Raw genomic sequence first — 16,891 nt, 5'->3', positions numbered from 1 at the left:
CCACCGAACTTCTTCGACAGAACGGTCGCAATCGCTGCCGTCAGCGTGGTCTTGCCATGGTCCACGTGACCGATGGTGCCCACGTTCACGTGCGGCTTGGTGCGTTCGAACTTACCTTTTGCCATTTCTTGCTCCAAAAAAGAACTGAGGCCCGTCTGGGGTTTTAGGTCTGTCGGACCGCCCGGAATCCACCGGGACGGGCACCGGTGGCGAGCGGCCCGCAGACCATGGGGAGAATTACTTCGAGCGCGCGGTGATGATCGCGTCGGCCACGTTCTTCGGAGCTTCAGCGTAGTGCTTGAACTCCATCGTGTACGTGGCACGGCCTTGCGACATCGAGCGCAGGGTGGTCGAGTAGCCGAACATCTCGCTCAGCGGCACCTCGGCCTTGATGACCTTGCCACCGCCGACCATGTCGTCCATGCCCTGGACCATGCCGCGGCGGCTGGACAGATCGCCCATTACCGAGCCGGCGTAGTCTTCCGGGGTTTCGACTTCCACGGCCATCATCGGCTCCAGGATCACCGGGCTGGCCTTGCGGCAGGCCTCCTTGAAGCCCATCGAGGCGGCCATCTTGAACGCGTTTTCGTTCGAGTCGACTTCGTGGTACGAACCGAAGGTCAGGGTGACCTTGACGTCGACCACCGGGAAGCCGGCCAGCACGCCGTTCGGCAGGGTATCGATGATGCCCTTCTCGACCGCCGGAATGAATTCGCGCGGCACCACGCCGCCCTTGATGGCGTCGACGAACTCGAAGCCCTTGCCCGGCTCCTGCGGCTCGATCGTCAGCACGACGTGACCGTACTGGCCCTTGCCGCCCGACTGACGCACGAACTTGCCTTCCACGTCGGTGGCCGACTTGCGGATGGTTTCGCGGTAGGCCACCTGCGGCTTGCCGACGTTGGCTTCCACGCCGAATTCGCGCTTCATGCGGTCGACGATGATTTCCAGGTGCAGCTCGCCCATGCCCGAGATGATGGTCTGACCCGACTCTTCATCGGTGCGCACGCGGAAGGACGGGTCTTCCTTGGCCAGACGGCCCAGGGCAACGCCCATCTTTTCCTGGTCGGCCTTGGTCTTGGGCTCAACAGCCTGCGAGATCACCGGCTCGGGGAAGACCATCTTTTCCAGCGTGATCAGGGCATCCGGATCGCACAGGGTTTCGCCCGTGGTCACTTCCTTCAGACCCACGCAGGCGGCAATGTCGCCGGCCAGAATCTCGGAGATTTCCTCGCGCTGGTTGGCGTGCATCTGCAAGATGCGGCCGATACGCTCCTTCTTGCCCTTGATCGGATTGAAGACGGAGTCGCCCGACTTCAGCACGCCCGAGTAGACGCGCACGAAGGTCAGCTGGCCGACGTAGGGGTCGGTCATCAGCTTGAAGGCCAGGGCAGCGAACTTCTCGTTGTCGTCGGCCTTGCGGGTGACTTCCTTTTCGTCGTCATCGGTGCCAGCCACGGGCGGGATGTCCACCGGCGAGGGCAGGAAGTCGATGACGGCGTCCAGCATGCGCTGCACACCCTTGTTCTTGAAGGCGGTGCCGCACAGCATCGGCTGGATCTCGGTCGCGATCGTGCGCTGACGGATCGCCAGCTTGATTTCTTCCTCGCTCAAGTCACCCGTTTCCAGGTACTTGTTCATCAGCTCTTCGCTGGCCTCGGCGGCCGACTCGACCATCTTCTCGCGCCACTCCTTCGCCACCTCGACGAGCTCGGCGGGGATCTCGTGGTACTCGAACTTCATGCCCTGCGAGGCCTCATCCCAAATGATGGCCTTCATCTTGAGCAGGTCGACCACGCCCTTGAAGCCTTCTTCGGCGCCAATGGGAATGACGATGGGCACCGGGTTCGCCTTCAGGCGGGTGCGCATCTGGTCGACCACCTTGAAGAAGTTGGCACCGGTACGGTCCATCTTGTTCACGAAGGCCAGACGCGGCACCTTGTACTTGTTGGCCTGGCGCCAGACGGTCTCCGACTGCGGCTGCACGCCACCCACGGCGCAATAGACCATGCAGGCGCCGTCGAGCACGCGCATCGAACGCTCCACCTCGATAGTGAAGTCGACGTGGCCCGGGGTGTCGATGATGTTGAAGCGGTGCTCGGGATAGGACAGGTCCATGCCCTTCCAGAAGCAGGTGGTGGCAGCCGAAGTGATCGTGATGCCACGCTCCTGCTCCTGCTCCATCCAGTCCATCGTGGCGGCGCCATCGTGCACCTCACCGATCTTGTGGTTCACACCGGTGTAGTAAAGGATGCGCTCGGTCGTGGTGGTCTTGCCGGCGTCGATGTGCGCGCTAATGCCAATATTGCGATAGCGCTCGATGGGGGTCTTGCGGGCCATGGTTTGCTCCGAAATGCGTGAGCCGCCTGCGGGTTGGTAGTAACCCGAGGCGGCCGAAGGGGCTGAAGTTTAGAAGCGGAAGTGCGAGAACGCCTTGTTGGCGTCCGCCATGCGGTGAACCTCGTCACGCTTCTTCATGGCGCCGCCGCGGCCTTCTGCGGCCTCCAGCAGTTCATTGGCGAGGCGCTGGGCCATCGACTTCTCACCACGCTTGCGCGCCGATTCCTTCAACCAGCGCATGGCCAGGGCCACGCGGCGGACCGGGCGAACTTCCACGGGAACTTGGTAGTTCGCACCGCCCACGCGGCGGGACTTCACTTCGACCATCGGCTTGACGTTGTTCAACGCAGTGGTGAAGACCTCGAGCGGATCCTTGCCCGACTTCTTCTCGACCTGCTCCAGTGCACCGTAAATGATGCGTTCGGCGACGGCCTTCTTGCCCGACTCCATGACGACGTTCATGAACTTGGACAGGTCCACGCTGTTGAATTTCGGATCCGGCAGGATCTCGCGCTTCGGTACTTCGCGACGACGAGGCATTTCTCTTCCTTTGTCTCTTCAGTTGGCTGCTTGCGCAACCGCGGACGGCCAGATAGGGGCCTTCCACTTACTCGGCGCACCACTTGGTGCCACCGCCATGGCTCCGTTGGAGCCGACCTGATTACTTCTTGGGACGCTTGGCGCCGTACTTCGAGCGCGACTGCTTGCGGTCCTTGACGCCCTGCAGATCCAGCGAGCCGCGCACGATGTGGTAGCGCACGCCCGGCAGATCCTTCACACGACCGCCGCGCACCAGCACGACGCTGTGCTCTTGCAGGTTGTGACCTTCACCGCCGATGTACGAGATGACCTCGAAACCGTTGGTCAGGCGCACCTTGGCCACCTTACGCAGAGCCGAGTTCGGCTTCTTCGGGGTGGTGGTGTACACGCGGGTGCAGACGCCACGACGCTGCGGGCAGTTCTGCATCGCAGGAGATTTGGATTTCGTGACCTCGGCCTGACGGCCTTGGCGCACGAGCTGATTGATGGTTGGCATGGTTTGACTTGTTCCCGTTTGAAGTCAACGACACTCCGCGTTTCACCGACGTGCGAAAGCACCTCGGCCAACCCGAAGAAAAGCCGGCGATTATAGCCAGCGAGTTTTGAGATGCAAGGCTTGAGTTCCGATCCTCTGGCTGCAGGCACGCCCGAAGCCGCGTCAGCGCCCCTGCCATGGCGGGTGCTGCTGGACACCCACGTGCTGTTGGAGCTGTGGTTGTTCCGGCAGCCGGCCCTGCAGGGGCTGGCGACGGCGCTGCAACAAGGGCGACTGCAGTGGTGGGCAAGCCAGCCCATGCTGGACGAACTCGCCCATGTGCGCACCCGGCCATGGGAGCCCCGCTGGGTGCCGCAGCCGGAACTGCATGCCCCCGAACGCCTCTGCACCCTGCGGCCCATTCCCGCCAATCCGGCCCCCTGGCGCTGCCGCGACCCGGATGACCAGAAATTCCTGGACCTGGCCTGCGCGGAAGCGCCGATCCGGCTTTGGAGCCGCGACCGAGCCTTGCTGCACTGGCGCAAGCGGGCGCTGGCGCGTGGCATCCTGATCGAGACGCCTGAAGCCGGCTGGGCCGCCTGGCAGCAAGAGCACTCATAAAAAAGGGCGGCCAGCCCGAAGGCCGCCGCCCTTTTGCCCTGAGGCAGCCGATTACTCGGCGTCGCCCGGGTGCTGTGCGTCCAGCGCTGCCAGTTGCACGGCGGCCAGTTCTTCGGCCTCCTGCAGAGCGATCGCCTTGCGCTCGGTTTCGTCCATCTCTTCCTTGGCCTTGCGGGCCTTGTGGTACGCCATGCCGGTACCGGCCGGAATCAGTCGGCCGACGATGACGTTTTCCTTCAGGCCGCGCAGTTCGTCGCGCTTGCCCATGATGGCCGCTTCGGTCAGCACGCGCGTGGTTTCCTGGAAGGAAGCCGCCGAGATGAAGGAATCGGTCGACAGCGAGGCCTTGGTGATGCCCAGCAGAACGTCGGTGTAGGTCGGCGGCATCTTGCCTTCGCTGCGCAGGCGGTCGATGGTGCCGAGGATCTCGGACCGCTCAACCTGCTCGCCAGAGATGTAGCTCGACTCGCCCGGATCGGCGATCTGCACGCGGCGCAGCATCTGGCGCACGATCACTTCGATGTGCTTGTCGTTGATCTTCACGCCCTGGAGTCGGTAGACGTCCTGGACCTCGTCAACGATGTAGCGCGCCAGTTCCTCGATACCCAGCAGGCGCAGGATGTCCTGCGGATCGGCCGGACCGTCGACAATGGGCTCGCCCTTGTTGACCACCTGGCCTTCGTGCACCAGGATGTTCTTCTCCTTGGGCACGAGTTCCTCGTGGACCTTGCCGTCCGGGTCGGTGATCTGCAGACGGACCTTGCCCTTGGTCTCCTTGCCGAACGAGATCGTGCCGGTCTGCTCGGCCAGCACGCCCTTGTCCTTGGGCGAACGGGCTTCGAACAGCTCGGCCACGCGGGGCAGACCGCCGGTAATGTCGCGGGTCTTCTGGCCTTCGACCGGAATACGCGCCAGCACTTCGCCGGGGGCCAGATCCATGCCGTCACGCACCTGGATCAGCGCGCCGACCTGGAAGCCGATCGTCACCGAGTGGTCGGTACCGGGGATCTTCACCTCATGGCCCTGCGCGTCCAGCAGCTTGATTTGCGGACGCACGACCTTGGCAGCGCCACGGCGCTTCGGGTCGATCACGACCAAGGTGGACAGGCCGGTGACTTCGTCGACCTGCTTGGCCACGGTCACACCTTCCTCGATGTTCTCGAACTTCGCCTTGCCGGCGAATTCCGTGATGATCGGGCGGGTCAGCGGATCCCAGTTGGCCAGCACGGCGCCAGCCTTGACGGGCTGGTCGGCCTTGACGTTCAACGTGGCGCCGTATGGCACCTTGTGGCGCTCGCGCTCGCGGCCGTGTTGGTCGGAGATGACGATTTCGCCGGAACGCGAAATCACCACCAGCTCGCCCTTGCCGTTCGTCACGTAGCGCATCGTGGCGTTGAAGCCAATCAGGCCTTCGGACTTGGCTTCCACGCTAGACGCCACCGCGGCACGCGAAGCGGCACCGCCGATGTGGAAGGTCCGCATGGTCAGCTGCGTGCCCGGCTCGCCGATCGACTGCGCAGCGATCACGCCCACGGCCTCGCCGCCGTTCACCAGGCCGCCTCGGCCCAGATCGCGGCCGTAGCACTTGGCACACAGGCCGTAGCGGGTCGCGCAGGTCAGCGGCGTGCGAACCTTGACCTCGTCCACGCCCGCAGCTTCCACGGCGTCCAGGGTGTCCTCGTCCAGCATCTGGCCGGCATTGACGATCACCGCCTGGGTCTCGGGGTGCAGCACGTCAATGGCCGTCATGCGGCCGAGGATGCGGTCGCGCAGCGATTCGATCACTTCACCGCCTTCGACCAGGGCGCGCATGGCCATGCCGTTGTCGGTGCCGCAATCGTCTTCGGTGACGACCAGATCCTGCGTCACGTCCACCAGACGACGCGTCAGGTAACCCGAGTTCGCGGTCTTCAGCGCCGTATCCGCCAGGCCCTTACGGGCACCGTGGGTGGAGATGAAGTACTGCAACACGTTCAGGCCTTCACGGAAATTCGCCGTGATGGGGGTCTCGATGATGGAGCCGTCCGGCTTGGCCATCAGCCCGCGCATGCCGGCCAGCTGACGGATCTGGGCGGCGCTACCGCGGGCGCCCGAGTCGGCCATCATGTAGATCGAGTTGAAGGACTCCTGCGGCACGTCCTTGCCGTTGCGGTCCTGCACCTTCTCGACCTTCAGGTGGTCCATCATCTTCTTGCCGATCTCGTCACCGGCCTTGCCCCAGATGTCCACCACTTTGTTGTAGCGCTCACCGGCAGTCACCAGACCCGAGATGTACTGCTGCTCGATCTCTTTGACCTCCTTCTCGGCGGCCTCGATCAGGGTGTACTTCTCGGCCGGCACCAGCATGTCGTCGATGGCGATCGACAGACCGGCGCGGGTGGCCAGGCGGAAACCGCTCTGCATCAGCTTGTCGGCCAGCACCACGGTTTCCTTCAGGCCGCAACGGCGGAAGGAGGCATTGATCAGCTTGCTGATCTCCTTCTTCTTCAGCGCCTTGTTGATGTTGCTGAAGGGCAGGCCCTTGGGCAGGATCTCGGACAGCAGCGCGCGACCGACGGTCGTGGCGACCATCTTCGGCTCGGGGATCCACTCTCCGTCCTCGCCCTTGCGGTACTCGACCAGGCGCACATTGACCTTGGCGGTGATCTCGACCACGCCGTTGTCCAGCGCGCGCAGCATTTCAGGCAGGTCGGCGAAGACCATGCCCTCACCCTTGCCGTTGATGCGCTCGCGGGTCGCGTAGTACAGACCCAGCACCACGTCCTGCGAAGGCACGATGGAGGGTTCACCCGAGGCTGGGAACAGCACGTTGTTGGAGGCCAGCATCAGCGTGCGGGCTTCCATCTGCGCTTCGATGGACAGCGGCACGTGGACGGCCATCTGGTCACCGTCGAAGTCGGCGTTGAAGGCCGCGCAAACCAGCGGGTGCAGCTGGATGGCCTTGCCTTCGATCAGCACGGGCTCGAAGGCCTGGATGCCGAGGCGGTGCAGGGTCGGCGCACGGTTCAGCAGAACCGGGTGCTCCTTGATGACCTCTTCCAGGATGTCCCACACCACCGGCGTGCCGGATTCGACTTCCTTCTTGGCCGCCTTGATGGTGGTGGCGATACCCATCGCCTCCAGACGGCTGAAGATGAAGGGCTTGAACAGCTCCAGTGCCATCAGCTTGGGCAGGCCGCACTGATGGAGCTTCAGGGTCGGACCCACCACGATGACCGAGCGGCCCGAGTAGTCGACGCGCTTGCCCAGCAGGTTCTGACGGAAGCGGCCGCCCTTGCCCTTGATCATGTCGGCCAGGGACTTGAGCGGGCGCTTGTTGGCGCCCGTCATGGCCTTGCCGCGACGGCCGTTGTCCAGCAGCGAATCCACCGACTCCTGCAGCATGCGCTTTTCGTTGCGCACGATGATCTCGGGCGCCTTCAGCTCCAGCAGACGGTCCAGGCGGTTGTTGCGGTTGATGACGCGGCGGTAGAGATCGTTCAGATCCGAGGTCGCGAAGCGGCCACCGTCCAGGGGGACGAGCGGACGCAGATCCGGCGGCAGCACCGGCAGCACCTGCATGACCATCCACTCAGGCTTCATGCCCGAGCGCTTGAAGGCCTCCATCACCTTCAGGCGCTTGGAGTTCTTCTTGATCTTCAGCTCGGAGCCGGTCATGTCGTTGCGGATCTTGTCGATCTCAACGTCCAGGTCCATGTCGGCGAGCAGGCGCTGGATGCCTTCGGCACCCATCAGGGCGACGAACTCGTCACCATGCTTTTCGCGCTCGACGTCGTACTGCTCCTCGGTGAGGATGCCGAACTTCTTCAGCGGGGTCATGCCGGGGTCGGTCACGACATACGCTTCAAAGTACAGCACGCGCTCGATGTCGCGCAGCGTCATGTCCAGCACCAGGCCCAGACGCGAGGGCAGCGACTTCAGGAACCAGATGTGGGCGCAGGGGGCAGCCAGGTCGATGTGACCCATGCGGTCACGGCGCACCTTGGTCTGGGTGACTTCGACGCCGCACTTCTCGCAGATCACGCCACGGTGCTTCAGGCGCTTGTACTTGCCGCACAGGCACTCGTAGTCCTTGATCGGGCCAAAGATCTTGGCGCAGAACAGGCCGTCACGCTCGGGCTTGAAGGTGCGGTAGTTGATGGTCTCGGGCTTCTTCACTTCACCGAACGACCACGAGCGAATCTTTTCCGGCGAGGCAATGCCGATCTTGATCGCGTCGAAGTGTTCGTCGGGCGTGAATTGCTTGAACAGGTCCAGCAAACCTTTCATGTCTCTCTCCTGTCCTTGGCTTAGTTGCGCTCGAGCTCGATGTCGATGCCGAGCGAACGAATTTCCTTGACCAGCACGTTGAACGATTCCGGCATGCCGGCGTCGATCGAGTGCTCACCCTTGACGATGCTCTCGTACACCTTGGTGCGGCCGTTCACGTCGTCAGACTTCACGGTCAGCATTTCCTGCAGCACGTACGAGGCGCCATAGGCTTCCAGTGCCCACACTTCCATCTCACCGAAGCGCTGGCCACCGAACTGCGCCTTGCCGCCCAGCGGCTGCTGGGTCACCAGGCTGTACGGGCCGGTCGAGCGGGCGTGCATCTTGTCGTCCACCAGGTGGTGCAGCTTCAGCACGTGCATGTAGCCCACGGTGACCGGGCGCTCGAACTGCTCGCCGGTGCGGCCATCGCTCAACATGCACTGGGTGCGCGTCGCGGTCAGGCCCTTCTTCTGGGCAATCTCTTCCGGGTAGGCCAGATGCAGCATCGCGCGGATCTGCTCTTCCTTGGCGCCGTCGAACACCGGGGTCGCGAAGGTGACGCCGGACGACAGGTTCTGGGCCATGGCCTTGACCTCGTCATCCGTCAGCGCGCTCAGGTCTTCCTTGCGGCCGCCGCTCTGGTTGTAGAGCTTGTCCAGGAACTGGCGCAGCTCGGCCACCTTGGCCTCGCGCTGCAGCATGTCGCCGATGCGCTGACCGATGCCCTTGCCGGCCCAGCCCAGGTGGACTTCCAGCACCTGACCCACGTTCATGCGCGAAGGCACGCCCAGCGGGTTCAGCACGATGTCGCACGGCGTGCCGTCGGCCATATAGGGCATGTCTTCGACCGGAACGATCTTCGACACCACACCCTTGTTGCCGTGACGGCCGGCCATCTTGTCGCCCGGCTGCAGGCGGCGCTTGACGGCCAGGTAGACCTTGACCATCTTGAGCACGCCGGCGGGCAGTTCGTCACCCTGCGTCAGCTTCTTGCGCTTCTCTTCGAAGGCGAGGTCGAAGCTGTGGCGGGTCTGCTCCAGGCTGTTCTTGATCGATTCGAGCTGATTCGCCAGGTCCTCATCCGCCGGGCGGATGTCGAACCAGTGGTGCTTCTCGACCTCGACCAAGTAGTCCTTGGTGATGACCGTGCCCTTGGCGATCTTCTTCGGGCCGCCGTTGGCGGTCTTGCCGATCAGCAGCTTCTCGATACGGTCGAAGGCGTCGGCCTCAACGATGCGCATCTGGTCGTTCAGGTCCAGGCGGAAGCGCTTCAGCTCGTCGTCAATGATCTGCTGGGCGCGCTTGTCGCGCGGAATGCCTTCGCGGGTGAAGACCTGCACGTCGATGACGGTGCCCTGCGTGCCCTGATCGACACGCAGCGAGGTGTCCTTCACGTCGGAAGCCTTCTCGCCGAAGATGGCGCGCAGCAGCTTCTCTTCCGGCGTCAGGGTGGTCTCGCCCTTCGGCGTGACCTTGCCCACCAGCACGTCGCCGGGGTTCACCTCGGCGCCGATGTAGACGATGCCCGATTCATCCAGGCGGGCCAGTTGCTGCTCGCTCAGGTTCGGGATGTCGCGCGTGATTTCTTCGCTGCCCAGCTTGGTGTCGCGAGCCATCACCACCAGTTCCTCGATGTGGATCGAGGTGTAGCGGTCCTCGGCCACCACGCGTTCGGAGATCAGGATCGAGTCTTCGAAATTGTAGCCGTTCCAGGGCATGAAGGCGACCAGCATGTTCTGGCCCAGAGCCAGTTCACCCAGGTCGGTCGAGGCGCCGTCGGCAATGATGTCCTCGGCGGCCACGCGATCGCCGCGCTTGACAATCGGACGCTGGTGGATGTTGGTGTTCTGGTTGGAACGCTGGTACTTGATGAGGTTGTAGATGTCGACACCCACCTCACCGGCCACGGTCTCGGTGTCGTTCACGCGAATCACGATGCGGTTCGTGTCCACGTAATCGACCACACCGCCGCGGCGTGCCGCGACCACGGTGCCCGAGTCCTTGGCGGCCACGCGCTCCACGCCCGTGCCCACGAAGGCCTTCTCGGGACGCAGGGTCGGCACGGCCTGGCGCTGCATGTTGGCGCCCATCAGTGCGCGGTTCGCGTCATCGTGCTCCAGGAAGGGCACGAGCGAGGCGGCCACCGACACGATCTGCGCCGGCGCCACGTCCATGTACTGCACACGCTCGGGGCTCAACAGCACCGATTCGCCAGCTTCACGGGCCGACACCAGTTCGTCGACCAGGCGGCCATTGGCATCCAGCGAGGCGTTGGCCTGGGCGATGACGTACTTGCCTTCCTCGATGGCCGACAGGTAGTCGATCTGGTCGGTCACCTGGCTGTCCACCACGCGACGGTACGGGGTCTCGAGGAAACCGTATTCGTTCAGGCGCGCGAACAGAGCGAGCGAGTTGATCAGACCGATGTTCGGGCCTTCCGGCGTTTCGATCGGGCAGACGCGGCCGTAGTGGGTCGGGTGCACGTCGCGCACCTCGAAGCCGGCGCGCTCGCGGGTCAGACCACCCGGGCCCAGGGCCGAGACGCGACGCTTGTGCGTGATCTCGGACAGCGGGTTGGTCTGGTCCATGAACTGCGAGAGCTGGCTCGCCCCGAAGAACTCCTTCAGCGCCGCGGAAATCGGCTTGGAGTTGATCAGGTCGTGCGGCATCAGGGACTCGGTCTCGGCCTGGCCCAGACGCTCCTTGACGGCCTTCTCGATACGCGCGAGACCCGAGCGGTACTGGTTCTCGGCCAGCTCGCCGACGCAACGCACGCGACGATTGCCCAGGTGGTCGATGTCATCCACCACGCCACGGCCATTGCGCAGCTCGACCAGGATCTTGACGACGTCGAGGATGTCCTCGTTCGACAGGGTCATCTCGCCCACGGTCGCGTCGCGGCCCACGCGGGCGTTGAACTTCATGCGGCCGACGCGGCTCAGGTCGTAGGTGTCGGCGCTGTAGAACAGGCGGTTGAACAGGGCCTCGACGGCGTCTTCCGTCGGCGGCTCGCCGGGGCGCATCATGCGGTAGATCGCGACGCGGGCAGCGAACTGATCGGCCGTCTCGTCCAGGGCCAGGGTCTGGCTGATGTAGGCGCCTTCGCTCAGCTCATTGGTGAACAGGCACTGCAGTTCCTTGATGCCGGCGGCCCGCAGCTTTTTCAGCAGCGATTCGGTCAGCTCGTCGTTGGCCTTGGCAATGATCTCGCCGGTGTCCGGGTCGACCATGTTCTTGGCCACCAGGCGTCCCACCAGGAAGTCTTCCGGCACCGAGATGTACTGGGTGCCCGAGCTTTCCAGCTGCTTGATGTGACGGGCGGTGACGCGCTTATCCTTCTCGACGATGACCTTGCCATCCTTGTCAGTCAGGTCAAAGCGGGCCACTTCGCCTTTCAGGCGCTCGGCCACGAACTCCATCTGCGCGCCCGTATCCATCAGGCGGAAGTTGTCGAACGAGAAGAAGTGGGCCAGGATCTGCTCGGGGTTCAGGCCGATGGCCTTGAGCAGGATGGTGACCGGCATCTTGCGGCGACGGTCGACACGGAAGTACAGGATGTCCTTCGGGTCGAACTCGAAGTCCAGCCAGGAACCACGGTAAGGAATGATGCGGCTGGAGAACAGCAGCTTGCCCGAGCTGTGGGTCTTGCCCTTGTCGTGCTCGAAGAACACGCCCGGCGAGCGGTGCAGCTGCGAGACGATGACGCGCTCGGTGCCGTTGATGATGAAGGAACCGTAGTCGGTCATCAGGGGCACTTCGCCCATGTAGACCTCTTGCTCCTTGATCTCGCGGACCTGCTTGTTCGACGGCGTCGAGGTCTCGCGGTCATAGATGATCATCTGCAGCTTCGCGCGCACGGCGGCGGCGAAGGTCAGGCCACGCTGCTGGCACTCACGCTCGTCGAAGGTCGGACGCGCGATGTTGTATTCCAGGAAGCGCATCTCGACAAACTGGTTGTGCGAGACGATCGGGAAGGCCGCCAGGAAGGCAGCCTGCAGGCCCTCGGGCTTGCGTTGTGCGGGGGGGACGTCCTTCTGCAGGAAAGCCTTGTAGGAGTCCTTCTGCATCGTCAGCAGATACGGGACGCCCAGCACGCTGTCGCGCTGGCCGAAGCTCTTACGGATGCGTTTGCGCTCCGTGTAGCTGTAAGGGGTTGCTTGCGCCATGAAAGCTCCGAGGGAGTTGGGCGGTGGAGGATCAGGCCACGCGCCGGACGACTGGCGTCTCGAACATTGCATTCGAGGTTCGGTGACGGGCCACTACCCGCCGCTGGCAGACAACCCATGGCATTGCGCCACAGGCTCGACCAAACCCGTTCTCTGCAGTCGGATCAGAGAACCTTCGGAAAAACCCGCGATTGTAGGCATCGCGAGCTCTTTCGGAGGGACTCTTCGAAAAGGACACAAGGCCGAACCCCGTTTCCGGAGTTCGACCCTGTGCAATTCGGTCGGTGAGCGGCCTCGCGAGCCGGAGCCAGATCGCTTCGAGAGGCGCAGCCGTACCCAGGTACGGCGAGCATCTCAGGAGCGAGGTGGCCCGGCGCAGTAGCCGAGCACCGATCGAATTACTTCAGCTCGGCCTTGGCGCCGGCTTCGATCAGCTTCTTGACAGCGGCTTCGGCGTCGGCCTTGGGAGCGGCTTCCTTCACGGTCTTGGGCGCGCCGTCGACCAGGTCCTTGGCTTCCTTCAGACCCAGGCCGGTCAGCTCGCGCACGGCCTTGATGACGCCGACCTTGTTGGCGCCAGCGTCGGTCAGCACGACGTTGAATTCGGTCTTCTCTTCAGCGGCCGGGGCAGCAGCGCCGCCGCCACCAGCGGCCGGAGCGGCCATCGAAGCGGCGGACACGCCGAACTTCTCTTCAATGGCCTTCACCAGGTCATTGAGTTCCATCACGGACATGCTGTCCAGGGCGGTCAGGAATGCGTCTTTATCGAATGCCATTTGGGGCTCCTACGAATCGATTGAAATTGAAAAAACAGATGCTGCTGCTCAAGCGGCGGCGGCGGGCGCTTCGGCACCCTCGCCACGCTTGGCCGCCAGCGCCGCCAGCACGGCAGCGGTGCGCTGCACGGGCGACTTGAGCAAACCGGCGATCTGCGACAGCAGGACTTCCTTGCTGGGCACAGACGCCAGGGTCTTCAGGCTGTTGACGTCCAGGGCCTTACCGTTGTAGGCACCACCCTTCAGGACCAGCTTGTCGTTGCTCTTGGCGAAGTCGGCCACCACCTTGGCGGCGGCGACGGCATCTTCAGAAAAGCCGTAAATCAGCGGACCGACCATCAGGTCTCCCGCGGGCTCGAACGGGGTGCCGGCGACAGCGCGACGGGCCAGGGTGTTCTTCAGAACATGAAGGTACACGCCCTTGGCACGCGCGTCGACGCGCAGCTTGTTCAGAGCTTCCACGGTGAGGCCACGGTACTCGGCGATCGCGAGCGTCTGGGACTTGGCAGCTTGCGCGGCCACTTCCGAGACGACGGCAGCCTTCTCGTTGCGATTCAGACTCAAGGTCTTCTCCTCACATCACGGTCTTCGGGCTCGCGCCCTCGGACCGCACCGGTTTCAGCGACCTTGCCGTCTTGGAGCCCCGATCTGCGTGAACACACATCGGGAATTTCCTCGTCGGCGGGTTCGCCATCTACGTTGGCGCCGGGTTTTGCAACCCTGATTTAGGCCCCGAAGGGCACCAACGGTCTTGGATGACCCAGCGACCTAAGGCCGCTGGCCCACCACTTCAAACTCAAGCCGCAGCTTGAGCGTTGATCGATGCGACGTCGACACGGGCACCCACGCCCATGGTCGACGACACCGCCACCTTGCGCAGGTAGACACCCTTGCTCGAGGCCGGCTTGGCCTTGTTCAGGGCGTCCAGCAGGGCGCGCAGGTTGCCGGCCAGCTTCTCGTCGTCAAACGAGCGGCGGCCCAGGGTGGCGTGAATGATGCCGCCCTTGTCCACACGGAACTGGACCTGACCGGCCTTGGCATTCTTCACCGCGGTGGCGACGTCGGGGGTGACGGTGCCAACCTTCGGGTTCGGCATCAGGCCGCGCGGGCCCAGGATCTGACCCAGGGTACCGACGACGCGCATGGTGTCGGGCGAGGCGATGACGACGTCGAAGGGCATGTCGCCCGCCTTGACGCGCTCGGCCAGGTCTTCCATGCCGACCACGTCGGCGCCAGCGGCCTTGGCTTCCTCAGCCTTGGCGCCCTGGGCGAACACGGCCACGCGCTTGGTCTTGCCGATGCCGTTGGGCATCACGACGGCGCCACGAACCACTTGGTCCGACTTCTTCGCGTCCACGCCCAGTTGGACGGCGACGTCGATCGACTCGTCGAACTTGGCAGTGGCCAGGCTCTTCACCAGGGCCAGGGCCTCGGCCAGCGGGTACAGCTTGGTCGTCTCGACCTTGCCGGCCAGCGCCTTTTGCTTCTTGGTCAACTTAGCCATGTCACACGCCCTCCACGATGATGCCCATCGAGCGAGCCGAGCCCGCGATGATGCGGACCGCGCCATCCAGATCGGCGGCGTTCATGTCCTTCATCTTGACCTTGGCGATCTCTTCCAGCTGGGCGCGGTTCAGCTTGCCAACCTTGTCCAGGTGGGGGCGCTGCGAGCCCTTCTCGATCTTGGCGGCCTTCTTGATCAGCACGGTCGCGGGCGGCGACTTGATCTCGAAGGTGAAGCTCTTGTCGGCGAAGGCGGTGATGACCACCGGCAGCACCAGACCCGGCTCCACGCCCTGCGTCTTGGCGTTGAACGCCTTGCAGAACTCCATGATGTTCAGACCGCGCTGACCCAGCGCGGGACCGATCGGGGGCGAAGGGTTCGCCTTGCCGGCCGGAACTTGCAGCTTGATAAAGCCGACAATTTTCTTTGCCATGTTTCACTCCTGAGGAATGGCCACCAAGGCCATCCCGAGTACAAACGCCAGCCCGAACTGCGGCTGGCTCCTCATGCCCACAAAGCGCGGTGGGCTATCGCGATCGGCTGGCGGAACGAGCCCGCCGGGTGCCGACGGACCCTTAAACCTTCTCGACCTGGCTGAAGTCCAGCTCGACCGGGGTCGCGCGACCAAAGATCGTCACCGACACGCGCACCTTGCTCTTGTCGTAGTTGACTTCTTCGATGGCGCCGTTGAAGTCCGCGAACGGGCCTTCCTTGACGCGGATGACTTCGCCGACCGTCCACTCGAACTTGGGGCGCGGCTTCTCCACGCCCTCTTGCATCTGGTTGACGATCTTCATGACCTCGGCTTCCGAGATCGGCGCCGGGCGATTGCGTGCGCCACCCACAAAGCCGGTGACCTTGCTGGTGTGCTTGACCAGGTGCCAGCTCTCGTCGTCCATGATCATCTCCACCAGCACATAGCCGGGGAAGAAACGACGCTCGGTGATGGCCTTCTTGCCGTTCTTCAGCTCGACGACTTCTTCGGTCGGTACCAGGATGCGGCCGAACTTGTCCTGCATGCCGGCGCGATCAATGCGCTCGCGCAGATTGCGCTCCACGGCCTTTTCCATGCCCGAGTAGGCATGCACCACGTACCAGCGCTTCGGCGACTCGGCGGTAACTGCTTCGCTCATCTTGTCTTCCTTCTCAGCGCTTCCAGCCCAGGATCAGGTCGTACAGCACCCACTCCAGCGTCTTGTCGGTCAGCCACAGGAACAAGGCCATGACGATGATGAAGGCGAACACATAGCCCGTCATCTGCAGGGATTCCTTGCGCGTCGGCCAGACCACCTTCTTCACTTCGCGCCAGCTGTCCCGGCCATAGCCGATCAGGGACTTGCCCGATTCGCTGGTGAAGAACAGCACCACGGCAGCAGCCAGCAAGGCCAGCAGGGCCGACCACTGCACCAGCGCGCCCTTGGGGCCGAGCAGGTAGTAGGCCACCAGGCCCCCGAGCACCAGCAGCAGCGCTGCGGCCAGTTTGGCCTTGTCAGCACCCGAGGTGACGGTTTCGACTTGGGTCATGGACATCGACATTTGAATTTCGGAACTGCCGGGCTAACAGCAGCAAAGCCCGCCGGGTCAAAACCACAGCGGGCTGGCTGGCGACTCTTGCGAGCCTTCGGATCAATCAGTTTGCCGTGGCAGGGGCAGAGGGTCTCGAACCCCCAACCTTCGGTTTTGGAGACCGACGCTCTGCCAATTGAGCTATGCCCCTGCGGCGAAACTGGCTATTACTCGATGATGGTCGCCACGACGCCCGAACCGACAGTGCGGCCACCCTCGCGGATGGCGAAGCGCAGGCCCTGCTCCATGGCGATCGGGGCGATCAGCTTGACGGTGATCGACACGTTGTCGCCCGGCATCACCATTTCCTTGTCCTTCGGCAGCTCGATCGAGCCGGTCACGTCGGTGGTGCGGAAATAGAACTGCGGACGGTAGTTGTTGAAGAACGGGGTGTGGCGGCCGCCCTCTTCCTTGGAGAGGATGTAGACCTCGCCGGTGAAGTGGGTGTGCGGCTTGATCGAGCCGGGCTTGGCCAGCACTTGGCCGCGCTCGACGTCTTCACGCTTGGTGCCGCGCAGCAGGATACCGACGTTGTCGCCAGCCTGACCTTGGTCCAGCAGCTTGCGGAACATTTCCACGCCGGTGACGGTGGTCTTCTGCACGTCGCGGATGCCGACGATTTCGATTTCTTCGCCGACCTTGATGATGCCGC

14 protein-coding genes and 1 tRNA gene are annotated in these 16,891 nt (G+C 63.6%); 1 reads left to right on the top strand and 14 read right to left on the bottom strand.

Features of this window, described 5'->3' with window-relative positions; genetic code table 11:
• The 4 genes from I7X39_RS22635 to rpsL all read right to left on the bottom strand — a co-directional run.
• Positions 1-125: GTP-binding protein (locus I7X39_RS22635; protein WP_229427325.1), on the bottom strand; the 125-nt coding region annotated here is incomplete at its 3' end.
• Between the two features lie 112 nt (positions 126-237).
• Positions 238-2,340: an elongation factor G gene (gene fusA, locus I7X39_RS22630; protein ID WP_198113637.1), complete on the bottom strand. Its 2,103-nt coding sequence runs from the start codon at positions 2,338-2,340 to the stop codon at positions 238-240.
• Between the two features lie 69 nt (positions 2,341-2,409).
• The gene (gene rpsG / locus I7X39_RS22625) at positions 2,410-2,880 is read right to left on the bottom strand and encodes a 30S ribosomal protein S7 (protein ID WP_198113636.1); all 471 of its coding nucleotides are present in this window, start codon (positions 2,878-2,880) and stop codon (positions 2,410-2,412) included.
• Positions 2,881-3,001: 121 nt separating this feature from the next.
• Entirely contained in the window at positions 3,002-3,376 is a 375-nt protein-coding gene (gene rpsL, locus I7X39_RS22620; RefSeq protein ID WP_163456952.1) for a 30S ribosomal protein S12, read from the bottom strand.
• Between the two features lie 120 nt (positions 3,377-3,496).
• On the opposite strand from rpsL, the gene I7X39_RS22615 reads away from it, so the two are divergent.
• On the top strand, positions 3,497-3,976 hold the full coding sequence (locus I7X39_RS22615) for a PIN domain-containing protein (RefSeq protein WP_198113635.1): 480 nt from the start codon (positions 3,497-3,499) through the stop codon (positions 3,974-3,976).
• Between the two features lie 51 nt (positions 3,977-4,027).
• On the opposite strand, the gene rpoC is transcribed toward I7X39_RS22615, so the two are convergent.
• The 10 genes from rpoC to I7X39_RS22565 all read right to left on the bottom strand — a co-directional run.
• On the bottom strand, positions 4,028-8,245 hold the full coding sequence (rpoC, locus tag I7X39_RS22610; protein WP_198113634.1) for a DNA-directed RNA polymerase subunit beta': 4,218 nt from the start codon (positions 8,243-8,245) through the stop codon (positions 4,028-4,030).
• A 20-nt stretch (positions 8,246-8,265) separates the two neighbouring features.
• The gene (rpoB, locus tag I7X39_RS22605; RefSeq protein ID WP_198113633.1) at positions 8,266-12,393 is read right to left on the bottom strand and encodes a DNA-directed RNA polymerase subunit beta; all 4,128 of its coding nucleotides are present in this window, start codon (positions 12,391-12,393) and stop codon (positions 8,266-8,268) included.
• Positions 12,394-12,791: 398 nt separating this feature from the next.
• Positions 12,792-13,169, bottom strand: a complete 378-nt coding sequence (gene rplL / locus I7X39_RS22600; protein WP_198113632.1) for a 50S ribosomal protein L7/L12 — start codon at positions 13,167-13,169, stop codon at positions 12,792-12,794.
• A 48-nt stretch (positions 13,170-13,217) separates the two neighbouring features.
• Positions 13,218-13,733, bottom strand: a complete 516-nt coding sequence (rplJ, locus tag I7X39_RS22595) for a 50S ribosomal protein L10 (protein ID WP_198113631.1) — start codon at positions 13,731-13,733, stop codon at positions 13,218-13,220.
• A 232-nt stretch (positions 13,734-13,965) separates the two neighbouring features.
• Positions 13,966-14,673 (bottom strand): 50S ribosomal protein L1, encoded by a 708-nt coding sequence (gene rplA, locus I7X39_RS22590; RefSeq protein ID WP_198113630.1) that lies wholly within the window; start codon positions 14,671-14,673, stop codon positions 13,966-13,968.
• A 1-nt stretch (position 14,674) separates the two neighbouring features.
• A complete protein-coding gene (gene rplK / locus I7X39_RS22585; RefSeq protein ID WP_127682636.1) occupies positions 14,675-15,106 on the bottom strand; it encodes a 50S ribosomal protein L11 in 432 nt (143 codons plus the stop codon).
• Positions 15,107-15,248: 142 nt separating this feature from the next.
• Entirely contained in the window at positions 15,249-15,806 is a 558-nt protein-coding gene (nusG, locus tag I7X39_RS22580) for a transcription termination/antitermination protein NusG (protein ID WP_198113629.1), read from the bottom strand.
• A 13-nt stretch (positions 15,807-15,819) separates the two neighbouring features.
• Positions 15,820-16,203: a preprotein translocase subunit SecE gene (secE, locus tag I7X39_RS22575; protein ID WP_198113628.1), complete on the bottom strand. Its 384-nt coding sequence runs from the start codon at positions 16,201-16,203 to the stop codon at positions 15,820-15,822.
• Between the two features lie 111 nt (positions 16,204-16,314).
• A tRNA-Trp gene (locus I7X39_RS22570) sits at positions 16,315-16,390 on the bottom strand.
• A 16-nt stretch (positions 16,391-16,406) separates the two neighbouring features.
• Positions 16,407-16,891 (bottom strand): EF-Tu C-terminal domain-related protein (locus tag I7X39_RS22565; RefSeq protein ID WP_259376469.1); only part of this gene is annotated, 485 nt, incomplete at its 5' end.

The organism is Inhella proteolytica (assembly GCF_016093275.1).
Classification (GTDB): Bacteria; Pseudomonadota; Gammaproteobacteria; order Burkholderiales; family Burkholderiaceae_C; genus Inhella; species Inhella proteolytica.
The sequence above is the reverse complement of the archived record's forward strand: the minus strand, read 5'-3'. Positions and strand labels throughout refer to the sequence as shown.

Excerpts from the sequence above, each read along its gene's own strand:
- fusA (WP_198113637.1), bottom strand. The coding sequence starts at position 2,340 with ATGGCCCGCAAGACCCCCATCGAGCGCTATCGCAATATTGGCATTAGC.
- rpsG (WP_198113636.1), bottom strand. The coding sequence starts at position 2,880 with ATGCCTCGTCGTCGCGAAGTACCGAAGCGCGAGATCCTGCCGGATCCG.
- rpsL (WP_163456952.1), bottom strand. The coding sequence starts at position 3,376 with ATGCCAACCATCAATCAGCTCGTGCGCCAAGGCCGTCAGGCCGAGGTC.
- rpoC (WP_198113634.1), bottom strand. The coding sequence starts at position 8,245 with ATGAAAGGTTTGCTGGACCTGTTCAAGCAATTCACGCCCGACGAACAC.
- rpoB (WP_198113633.1), bottom strand. The coding sequence starts at position 12,393 with ATGGCGCAAGCAACCCCTTACAGCTACACGGAGCGCAAACGCATCCGT.
- rplL (WP_198113632.1), bottom strand. The coding sequence starts at position 13,169 with ATGGCATTCGATAAAGACGCATTCCTGACCGCCCTGGACAGCATGTCC.
- rplA (WP_198113630.1), bottom strand. The coding sequence starts at position 14,673 with ATGGCTAAGTTGACCAAGAAGCAAAAGGCGCTGGCCGGCAAGGTCGAG.
- rplK (WP_127682636.1), bottom strand. The coding sequence starts at position 15,106 with ATGGCAAAGAAAATTGTCGGCTTTATCAAGCTGCAAGTTCCGGCCGGC.
- nusG (WP_198113629.1), bottom strand. The coding sequence starts at position 15,806 with ATGAGCGAAGCAGTTACCGCCGAGTCGCCGAAGCGCTGGTACGTGGTG.
- secE (WP_198113628.1), bottom strand. The coding sequence starts at position 16,203 with ATGTCCATGACCCAAGTCGAAACCGTCACCTCGGGTGCTGACAAGGCC.